The following is a 10,141-nucleotide window of genomic DNA, read 5'->3' as shown; positions in this document are numbered from 1 at the left end:
GCCGCGATCCAGTCCTGTACGGCCTTGGCAATGAACTCCGGCCCGTTGTCCGAGCGGATATGACCGGGCACACCGCGCAGGCTGAATAGGTCCGAAAGCACGTCGATCGCATCCTGCACCTTCAGCTTGCGAGCGACCCGGATGGCCAGGCACTCACGGCTGAACTCGTCGAACACGTTCAGCATCCGGTACTTGCGCCCGTCGTGCGTCCGGTGCTCCGCGAAGTCATACGACCAGACCTGGTCGGGTCGGGAACCAAGGCCTTCAGCGACGCTGCCGAGATGGGTCCGATACCAAGAACCGCCGTTAGCCTTCGGAGATCCGCGTCCTCTCGTGACTGAGCCACGATCTCACGGTCCAAGCGGTGAAGGCGATCGTTCAATACTTCAATGTGATCGGCCAGATCCATAAGCACCTGCCGTGCAATGACCGGAAGCCGCACATCTCCCGGGGCTCTGACGATCTCCATCAGACCTACAAACCGGCCGAGCACCGTCCCGCTCACGATACTCAGCTCCGACAAATGAGCCCGCAACGCGTTCACTGCTTGGTTCCGCTGGCGCACGAGCAGGTCTCGTGTCTTCAGCCCCATGGCAACGGCCTGCTGCTCGGCCGTCTTCACCTGTACGAAGCGCGTCGTTGGACGGCTATCCGCTCCGCAGATGACTTCCGCATCGCCAGCATCGATCTTGCCACGCTTCACATAAACTTTGACGTAGCTCAGCGGCATGAGGCGCACCTAATGGCCATGCCTTGCAATCTCACGGGCCCAGAAATGGGCACCACCGCGGGTATCCATTCCGACTAGGTCGTAGACTCATAAGATCGGAGCCAGATGCGGACGGCTGCGAGTTTGACGCTTGCGAGATAGTTGGCCGGGTCCTTGTCGTAGCGGGTGGCTACTGCTCTGAAGTGCTTGATCTTGTTGAAGAACCGTTCGACGAGGTTGCGGTAGCGGTACAAGAATGAGCTGAAGGCGGGGACGTTCTTGCGGTTGGGCATCGGCCGGACATTGGCCCAGGCCCCTTGTTTGGCCAGACAGTCTCGGCGTTCGTCGCTGTCGTAGGCCCGGTCGCCGAGCAGGGTCTGACCCGGACCGAGCATGCTGAGCATATCGTCCGAGGAGCGACCATCATGGGCCTGCCCCTCGGTCAGCTTGAGAGCGGTGGGGCGGCCCTCGGCATCCACCAGGGCATGGATCTTTGTGGCAGGCCGCCGCGCGAGCGACCCATGCAACCGGATCGATCGTCGTTTATGGGATGGCCCGCCCCTCCTTCGGCGTCGGCGCTAAGCTGACGTGGTCTGAGCAGAGGAGAGAACGGTGGCGATCACCGTGTTGGGTATCGATCTCGGTAAGAACAGCTGCAGCGTCGCGGGTTTCGACGAGACGGGCCGTGTCGTCCTTCGGCGGAGACTCACGCGAGACGGCGTTGTTCGGCTGGGCGCCAAACTGCCGGCTTGCACGATGGCGATGGAGGCGTGCTGCGGCGCTCACCACCTTGGCCACGTCCTGCGGGAGCAGGGCCACGAGGTCCGGCTCATGTCGCCAGAGTACGTCCAGCCCTATGTCAAAGCGCAGAAGAACTACGAGCGGGATGCGGAAGCGATCGCAGAGGCCGCGACCCGGGCGACAATGCGCTTCGTCGAGTTGAAGAGCGAGGCGCAGCTGGACGCGCAGATCCTTCATCGTGCCCGGACGCGCCTAGTTGAACAGCGGACGGCATTGATCAACCAGCTGCGCGCCATGCTCCTGGAACGGGGTATTGTAGTCGCAAAGGGCCGTCAGCAGCTTCAGAGGTTCCTAACGGAGATGCTCGATCCCGCAATCGAGCCACCTTCGACCTTAAGTCCGCGCACTCGTCTCCTCATCGAAGACATGCGCCTGGAATGGGGCGAGCTGGATCGGCGTATTGCTGCGCTGACGACCGAGTTCGTAGCCAGGGCCCGCGAGGACCATGCCGCGCGGCGCCTCGTCAGCATTCCAGGGTTCGGGGCGCTGAACGCGACCGCATTGGTTGCCGCAATCGGCACGGGCGAGACATTCCGATCCGGTCGTGATCTCGCGGCTTGGCTGGGCTTGGTACCGCGGCAAGCGACGACCGGCGGCAAACCAAGGCTCCACGGCATCACGAAGCGGGGCAACACTTACCTGCGCACGCTCCTGATCCACGGGGCACGGGCGGCTCTGCCGTCGCTCTCGGCAGACCAGACCCTGATCGGCGGGTGGCTGCGTGGCCTCGTCGGCCGTGCTCACAAGAACAAGATCGTCGTGGCGCTCGCTGGCAAGTTGGCCAGGATCGCCTGGGCGGTACTCCGCTCCGGCGAGGGCTACGCGGCCAGGGTCAGCCAGCCTGTGGCGGCCTAAACGAGATCAATCGCCAGGACGGCCCGTCCCGGCGATCGACGATGTCTGCGGGCGGTGGAAGCGAGATGGCCTTACGACTGAACCGGCACCCTGCGATCCCAGCACAAAATATGGCGCTCGACGCCGTGTCTATTATGAGGACCGGGGTCTGCGGAACTCCATCTAGGACGGGGCACGCCCCCGAGACCGGATACGTTGGCGCAGACCGGTCAGATCACCTCGCACATGCCGCTTGCAGATGGGGCCGGCCATACGTTTTTGTAGGTGAGATCACGTGCGTCGAGGGAGCTCCACAAGGTGCCGAGCCCGACAGTCAGATCGTGCTCGTCCCGCAGGCGGGCGCGCATCTCCTCCAGGGTGATGTCGACTTGTCCGTCGATCAGTCCGCGCAGGAACGCCTCGTGTGGATCGAGCTTCGAGCGGCGAGCCCGCCCTTGCGGAAGAGCGGCCACCGTCCCGGTCATCGTGAGCGCGGCCATCCAGCGGATCGAGGTCCCGATGCCGACCCCAAACCGCGCGGCCGTCTGCCGGCGGGAGGTCGTTGCAGCGGCTTCCACCACTCGCTCGCGCAGATCCTGGCTGTAGGGTCGTCCCATCTATCGCTCCTCCTCCAGAGCGATCAGTGAATCAGCCCGTGACCTCTTCGTGAACCCCACCCCATCGATTCAGCGCAAACCGAAAACGCTCTAGATCAGCGCTGCTGCAAGCAGGGACGGCCCACACCATCATACCTCAGAGAGGATCACTTTTCAGGGTACATGCCAAGACCATCGTAATAAAATCTATCCACTGCCAAGTATTGCATTAACGGTAATCAGGAGGCAAAAGGATAATACGGGCTCTCTCTAAATCATGGACTGTATCAACTCCGAGCGGCACGCAATCGACCTTAACAGCATCAATACGCATACCAGCTTCTATTGCGCGAAGTTGCTCAAGCTTTTCACGAACTTCAAGTTTAGACGGTGGCAACTGAACGAAACGTTTCAGCGCAGAGCGCCGATAAGCATAAAGCCCGATATGATGGTATAAAGGACCAACGCCCGTCGGTGCAGTTGCACGCGTAAAATAAATGCACCTGAACTGGCCGGGCACGGTTTCAGTTCCAATCATCTTCACCACGTTAGGCGATGTTAGTTCTTCCTCTGACGATATTTCTGCAACGAGAGTTGCAATGTCGACGGCTGGGTCTTTGAGCGGAAGAAGACTTGCCGGTAGAATCTGAGGATCAATGGTTGGCAAATCACCCTGAAGATTGACTATCACGTCAAACGTTTCTTGGGGGTCAACTAATGTCAGAGCTTCATAGATGCGATCTGACCCAGAAGAGTGATTAGTATCAGTCATAATAGCCTGCCCCCCAGCAGATACAATTACATCCCGAACTATTACAGAATCTGTTGCAACAACTACAGGGCCAACTTGTGCCGCTACCGCGCGCATCCAAACATGAAGAATCATGGGTCTACCATGAATATCAGCGAGCGGTTTTTCCGGCAACCTCGATGCTCCGAGGCGGGCGGGAATTAGAACGAGCGACTTCAAGGCATCCTCCTTTGCATATTACTATGCCTGTAATTATAAAATCAAAAATTAAGTCAACCAGCTAGACTATACCAAGTTTGATCAAATCGTGAATATGGACTATTCCAACCGGCTTGCCCCCGTCGACAACAAATAATGCAGTCACGGCTTTTCTCTGAATCTCACTTAGCGCGAATGCCGCGAGATCATCAGGGCCGACTACGCTTGGAGTATGACTCATTACTTCATCGGCTCGCATACTCGTCAGGCCCAAACACATATGCCTTCGAAGGTCCCCGTCCGTCACAACCCCCACGAGTACGCCCATACTATCAGTGACTCCAACACAGCCAAAACTTTTAGCTGACATGATAATCAAAGCTTCTGACATTAATGTGGATAACGATACGATGGGAACGCTACTACCAGAGTGCATTGCTTCGCGAACAAAAGTCAGTACCGCGCCAAGCTTGCCTCCTGGATGGAAACGACGGAAATCCTTAGGTGTAAAACTACGGCTTTCAAGCAACGCAACCGCTAGTGCGTCACCGATAGCAATCTGCATCGTTGTTGAAGTCGTTGGAGCAAGATTGTGCGGACAGGCTTCTGCCGAGCGCGGTAAAATAAGCGGAATATCCGCCTCTCGTCCAAGGGAGCTGTCAAGACGGGATGTTATAGCAATCAATGGCACATTAAATCGACGAGTGTACTGCACTATATCTCTCAGTTCAGAGGTCTCCCCTGACCAAGAAATCGCCACGACAACGTCCTCGGACGTGACCATTCCTAGATCGCCATGGCTTGCTTCGCCGGGATGAACGAAGAATGAAGGCGTACCCGTGGAGGCAAATGTTGCCGCAATCTTTCGGCCGACGTGCCCACTTTTACCCATACCACTTATGATTATTCTCCCGCGGGCACGGGCAATGGCGGACGCTGCTAAAGCAAAATTTGAGCTAAGATCCCCCCTCAACTTCGATGCCAACTCGATCAAACCATTAGCTTCTGTTTCAATCGTTCGAATCGCCGACTCAACGAACATGTCGTTTAAAGATCCAGAAACAGGCTTAACTTTAGTTGGCGTCTGGTCATACTGGTCCATCTACCGCATCCTCAAAATCGTGTCAGAAATTGCTAGCGAAGTTTTGCTATAACAACGGATTTCACCTTGAACGCTGCTCCCCTAACAACGGAAATCCTAAACTCAATTACATCCTTTCCTTCCTCTGCACCTTCCGGAATCTTGAATGAGAGTTTGGCATTTAGACGACCGTCAGAAACATCGACGCTTGAGTGTCTTGCAACCGCGAGTTCCATCGTTGATCCATCACTAACGATGTCGCAGACCAGCTCAACTTCAGGTTGGTGCGCTTCAGGGTTAGACTTTGCGCGGTTGCGACTATCAACTTCATCTGTTTCAGAGTTTAAGTTGGAATTAGTGCTAAAGTCCAGGATATAACCTAACGTGAAACTTCCGTACCCAATCTTCAGATATGGACCGAAAATTATATGCCCAGTTTTGCTGGGCGGTACAAAAATATCACCAGCCTCATCTCGATAAATATCGCTACTAAGATGACTTAACCCTCTTATATCTGCCGTCCACACGCACTCCGAAACGAAGGAAGAGCCAAATAATTCAGTGGTACCTTCCCTAAGATCGACAAGATAGTCCAAAAAGTCAGGCAACGAGCATTTTTTGCCAGTCGATGGATTAAAATACCTACTCTGCATCACATATGCGGCGTAAAATATTTCATACACCGTTCGTTCCGTCGGGTGATGGGGTAATACGGGCTCGTCGATTGTAAGTGACCGGCCTGAATAAAAGGTAGGACTAAAGCAGCGAACGACTTTGTCAGCAAGCAAGGCCTCGAAGCCAATAATCGAAGAAAGTGTCCATACCTCATCAGCAACCTCAAACATCGAATAGGAGTTTGTACGATGCGGGACTATCTTGATATTGTCTTGCAGTCGCAGGAGCCATTTAATAGAGCTATAAACCGTGTCAGTACTAGCGTCATCCGTTACCCCCGGCGAAAATGAGATAAGGATATCAGCATCTTTTTCATTACGACACGCATTATAAACCATTTCCAGAAAGTGCTCAAACCGCGTACTGCGACTTTCCTCAGTATCAGTGCTTTCCCCTTTATATACCAGTAGTATGCCGCGATCTCGCGTTCTAAGGTGATTGAGGTCGAGTTGAATCGCCCCCAGGTCGCTTGAAAATTTGTTTGAAACAATGACCTTTATGAATTGCTTTACTAGATCTGTTTCGGATGAAGTTAGTTCATAATCCGAATTTAAAATACTATGTAAACGATTTATATTTTGATGTCCATTAAGCGGCCCCATATCATCGACAAAGACGGAAAGGGGGGGGGCGCTTATGTCGTCGTAGCCATAGAAGCCTATGAAGCCCTTTTCAATATAGATCGGACGTTTTCCAATTGCCGCAAAGTGAACGCTGAAATTCGGCACGTCATACTTAAAGTCGGGATTCCACTTAAAAAAATGATCATAATTCATGGCCTGAGAAGCGTTGCGTGGCTCACCGACATTGTCTGCATCTAATAATTTTTTAATAAAACGATGCTGTGAGGAGTTGATACCATAGTTGCTTATAGCTATATTACCGCCAGACTTCTGGCGACACATAACGTATTCTTTGTCTGAATCGTAACTGGACAATGGGTATTTACCGATAAAAATATCATCCAGCTGCTTTCCTATCCGGCCGGCAGCGCCTCCATCAAACGCGCCAGGGGCAAGATATTCATTTGCCCACGTCAGATCGCGTGTCGGCACATGAGATTTACTGATATAATTTATCAATAATTTCTCGAGCTCCGCCTCACTGTGTGCAAACTCAATGCTGGTGTTTTGCCAAAATGACTCGAAATCAATGTATCTCGCGGAGATGGATGGTTTACCAAGCAGTAAAGCCTCGAACAACATTGTACTATTTACCGAAATGTGAGCGTCGCAATGGTTGAGTGCCTCGAATGGCGTTACCCGATAAAACCCAGATTGATCAATTCGAACAAATGATTCATTTTGAATTTTCTCTCGAAGTTGTTTTCCAATTACATCAGACGCCCTTGACGGTGGAGATCGTATTATCAGCTGCCAATTATGTTTCGAACATATATTACAGAGATCTTTCATTATCGTACGCTGGCTATCACGAGCGACATTCACATCAAATTGGCTATCAAGGGGTTGGGCTGGAAACAGAATTATTGGCTTACTCGGATCTAGATTAAAAATCCGGCAGAATTGAGTTCTTGTTAGGCTCGGCTTTGTACCATTACAGTATACGTCAAACTTTGGTGCCCCAAGCAAGATGATTCGTTCTTGTGGGTATCCCCTGCTGACAAATATGTCTTTTTGCAGCTTGCCCCATCCCAGTACTATGTCTGCGTCGGGGCGATCAATGCCGGATGTTGCGTCAACATAATACATGTCTCTTTTTGCAAAAACCGACTCGTGAGGTATCAAGATTCGTGGTATATCTAGGTCTTTGCATGCTTGAGAAATTATACGCATAAACGGATGCCAATCGAAGCTAAAGATCATAGCCCTCAATCTGCCAACCAAGGGGGTAAGCCTGGAAAAAAGTAGGTGGCGCAGCTGTTCCGGAGAATCGACTGCGTAACGCATGGCGCTCCGCCTTTGGGTATCGACAGACTGATCTTTAATAAAAGAAATCGGTAAAATTGGTGATGTTGCTTTCTTTTCAATGAGCGCTATCAACGCATCCCCGTGTTCCTTGATCCAGGGTACGTATCCGTAGAAATTCTTATGTGGAATGACCGGCTGATTTGAGTTGAACCAATCGGGAGTTTCCCAAACGCTTATTGCGCCTGGGGGCTCTATCAAGCCACTAGGCGGAGGGCGTTTTGTATATGAACGCTCGGTCTCAACAACTGCAAATCTGTTTAAATAATCTTTATTTGTTTTTAGCAACAAACCGTTCTTCTTGCCGTTCGCAGTGTTGTTTTCATAAATTGTCATTTTTTTCCCTGCGGTATACTTTGATTGTATTTACCTGTTTTTATTTATTCAAGAACAGGTGCTTAATCAACTTTGCCCTAATCCATAGAATGCTTATTCGTACAGCGCACGACGGTGGACCATGCTACGCTCCATCGAAGCGAAATTGGTAACTTTTCTCCTATCATGCGATGAGGAACATGGCAACTTTCTCATGTAGTGAGCTTTAAGGTTGGCAAAAGCCTTATTTTATTAGCATCGTGCAGCGACATCAGTTTTCCATGACTATTTTTCTATAGCTCAATCTTTCATTGTCGTCGCAAGTGAGATGAATGGCGTCTATTAAATTTTGGCTGACCCAGTAGACAACGGTATACCGTAAGGATTGCCCCGACATCAGCCCGTTCATTATACTAGAAAATTGCGGCTTCAGTCGTTTGCAAATGGAATTTTCTTTCTCGACGTCTGAGATATCGCTATTTGATTGAATTTCCCTGTGACGCGTTTTTTACTCCCATGCAGGAAGAATAATGGAGACAACGCGCAATTGTTTGAACTGGTACCCATAGTCGTGACCTGACCGGCTGGTTTTGGACCGGGCTAATTGAGAGGATCAGCCAGGACTGAAGGAGCTGGACATGTAGCAAGGTCAAAAGACGGGTGCGGAGCAGGTGGTGCTGAAGCTGCGCCAGATTGAGGTGTAGACGGCGCAGGGTAAGAGTTTGGCGATAGCTTGCCGGGAGGCGGAGATCTCTGAGCAAAGTTACTATCGCTGGCGCAAGGAGTACGGTGGCCTGCAGATCGACCAGGCCCGTCGGATGAGGGATCTGGAGCGCGAGAACGCTCGATTGCGCCGGCTCGTGGCTGACGTGTCCCTGGAGAAGCAGGTGCTGGCGGACGTCGCCGCGGGAGCCGAAGGCCAGCGTCAGCAAAACTTATAGCCCCGGAGCGGCGCCGGCAGGCAGTCGATGCGATCCAGGAGAAGTACGACCTTTCGGAGCGCCACGCCTGTCGGATCGTCGGCCAGCACCGGGGCACGCAACGCTACATGCCCACGGTACCGGCTGACGAGGATGCGCTGACCCGCGCCATCATCGCCCTGGCGTCCGAGTACGGACGCTACGGCTACCGCCGCGTCACCCCGCTGCTGCAGACAGCTGGATGGCGGGTGGGCAAGGACCGGGTACAGCGGATCTGGCGTCGTGAGGGGCTGAGGGTCCCGCAAAAGCATCGACCACGCAGCCGTCTCTGGTTGAACGATGGCTCCTGCGTACGGCTGCGGCCTTTCCATCGCAATCACGTCTGGAGCTTCGACTTTGTGCTGGGCCAGACCCATGACGGGCGAAGCCTATGTATCCTGACGCTGATCGACGAGCAAAGTCGCACCTGCCTCGCGCTAAAGTCCGCGAGGCGCAGCAACAGTCTGGGTGTGATCGAGGCGCTGGCCGATGAGATGTGCCTGCATGGCATCCCCGACAACATCCGCTGCGACAACGGCCCTGAGATGATCTCGAAGGCTTTGCGGAAATGGGTCGCCAAAACCGGCCCGCAGATCCAGTATATTGCGCCAGGATCGCAGTGGGAGAATGGCTATTGTGAGCACTTCAATGGCAAGCTGAACGATGATTGACTACGCCAAAAGATCTTCTATTCTCTCGAGGAGGCACAGATCGTGATTGGGATCTGGCAGAATACCTACAACGGCGTTCGACCGCATTCGTCCTTGGGCTACCGGCCGCCCGCGCCTGTCACCTTCCCGGATCTGGCCTTCCGGTTGCCCATGGCCGCCATGGCCTGCCCCCATGCAGTGGCCCAAGTTCGAAGTTAGTGCGCGGTAGGCCTGGAGTTGACCCCGTTTGTGGTCCACGGCCTATGCAAGGTCTCGGGCTGTGACAGCTTGGTTGGCGAAGGCTCGGGGCGTCAAGCCGCCCAGAGCCATATGGGGTCGATCGTCGTTGTAGTGGCACCTCCAGTCCTCGATGCGCTCACGGGCATCGGCCAGCGACAGGAACCACGAGGCGTTCAGGCATTCCGCTCGTAGACGGCCGTTGAACGACTCGATGTAAGCGTTGTCGGTCGGCTTGCCCGGTCGGGAGAAGTCGATCTCGACCCCGTTCAGGTAAGCCCACTGGTCGAGCATGCGACCGGCAAACTCCGGCCCATTGTCGACCCGCAGGCTCTTGGGCCGCCCCCTCAGCCGGACCAAGGCATCGAGAGCCTCGGTCACTTGGAAGGCGCGGAAGTTGGCTCTCG

Annotated in this window: 6 protein-coding genes and 4 pseudogenes; 2 read left to right on the top strand and 8 right to left on the bottom strand. The window is 53.7% G+C overall.

Features of this window, described 5'->3' with window-relative positions; genetic code table 11:
* From AC0IXR_RS24845 to AC0IXR_RS24835, 3 genes and pseudogenes are all read right to left on the bottom strand, one after another.
* Window positions 1-251: pseudogene (locus AC0IXR_RS24845) on the bottom strand (DDE-type integrase/transposase/recombinase); the annotation flags it as partial.
* Window positions 179-730 carry a transposase gene (locus tag AC0IXR_RS24840; protein ID WP_471762566.1) on the bottom strand — a complete coding sequence of 184 codons (552 nt, stop codon included), beginning with the start codon at window positions 728-730 and terminating at the stop codon, window positions 179-181. The pseudogene AC0IXR_RS24845 and the gene AC0IXR_RS24840, both read right to left, overlap by 73 nt.
* Window positions 731-804: 74 nt before the next feature.
* Window positions 805-1,241, bottom strand: a pseudogene (locus AC0IXR_RS24835) (IS5 family transposase); the annotation flags it as partial.
* 92 nt (window positions 1,242-1,333) lie between these two features.
* Between AC0IXR_RS24835 and AC0IXR_RS24830 the strand changes: the two are divergent.
* The gene (locus tag AC0IXR_RS24830) at window positions 1,334-2,365 is read left to right on the top strand and encodes an IS110 family RNA-guided transposase (RefSeq protein ID WP_471762567.1); all 1,032 of its coding nucleotides are present in this window, start codon (window positions 1,334-1,336) and stop codon (window positions 2,363-2,365) included.
* A gap of 257 nt (window positions 2,366-2,622) precedes the next feature.
* Here the strand turns inward: AC0IXR_RS24830 and AC0IXR_RS24825 are convergent.
* The 4 genes and pseudogenes from AC0IXR_RS24825 to AC0IXR_RS24810 all read right to left on the bottom strand — a co-directional run.
* Window positions 2,623-2,961: pseudogene (locus tag AC0IXR_RS24825) on the bottom strand (IS630 family transposase); the annotation flags it as partial.
* A 208-nt stretch (window positions 2,962-3,169) separates the two neighbouring features.
* A complete protein-coding gene (locus AC0IXR_RS24820) occupies window positions 3,170-3,910 on the bottom strand; it encodes a 3-deoxy-manno-octulosonate cytidylyltransferase (protein WP_471762565.1) in 741 nt (246 codons plus the stop codon).
* A 61-nt stretch (window positions 3,911-3,971) separates the two neighbouring features.
* On the bottom strand, window positions 3,972-4,991 hold the full coding sequence (locus tag AC0IXR_RS24815) for a KpsF/GutQ family sugar-phosphate isomerase (protein ID WP_471762564.1): 1,020 nt from the start codon (window positions 4,989-4,991) through the stop codon (window positions 3,972-3,974).
* 32 nt (window positions 4,992-5,023) lie between these two features.
* A complete protein-coding gene (locus AC0IXR_RS24810) occupies window positions 5,024-7,909 on the bottom strand; it encodes a capsular polysaccharide export protein, LipB/KpsS family (RefSeq protein WP_471762563.1) in 2,886 nt (961 codons plus the stop codon).
* 650 nt (window positions 7,910-8,559) lie between these two features.
* On the opposite strand from AC0IXR_RS24810, the pseudogene AC0IXR_RS24805 reads away from it, so the two are divergent.
* Window positions 8,560-9,716, top strand: a pseudogene (locus AC0IXR_RS24805) (IS3 family transposase).
* 42 nt (window positions 9,717-9,758) lie between these two features.
* Here the strand turns inward: AC0IXR_RS24805 and AC0IXR_RS24800 are convergent.
* Window positions 9,759-10,141, bottom strand: a 383-nt coding sequence (locus AC0IXR_RS24800) for an integrase core domain-containing protein (RefSeq protein ID WP_471762562.1), incomplete at its 5' end; no start/stop codon positions are given.

It is taken from the genome of Methylobacterium sp. AC832 (assembly GCF_979256025.1).
Note: the sequence above shows the minus strand (reverse complement) of the source record. Positions and strands in the feature narration are given on the sequence as shown.

Excerpts from the sequence above, each read along its gene's own strand:
- AC0IXR_RS24815 (WP_471762564.1), bottom strand. The coding sequence starts at position 4,991 with ATGGACCAGTATGACCAGACGCCAACTAAAGTTAAGCCTGTTTCTGGA.
- AC0IXR_RS24810 (WP_471762563.1), bottom strand. The coding sequence starts at position 7,909 with ATGACAATTTATGAAAACAACACTGCGAACGGCAAGAAGAACGGTTTG.
- AC0IXR_RS24840 (WP_471762566.1), bottom strand. The coding sequence starts at position 730 with ATGCCGCTGAGCTACGTCAAAGTTTATGTGAAGCGTGGCAAGATCGAT.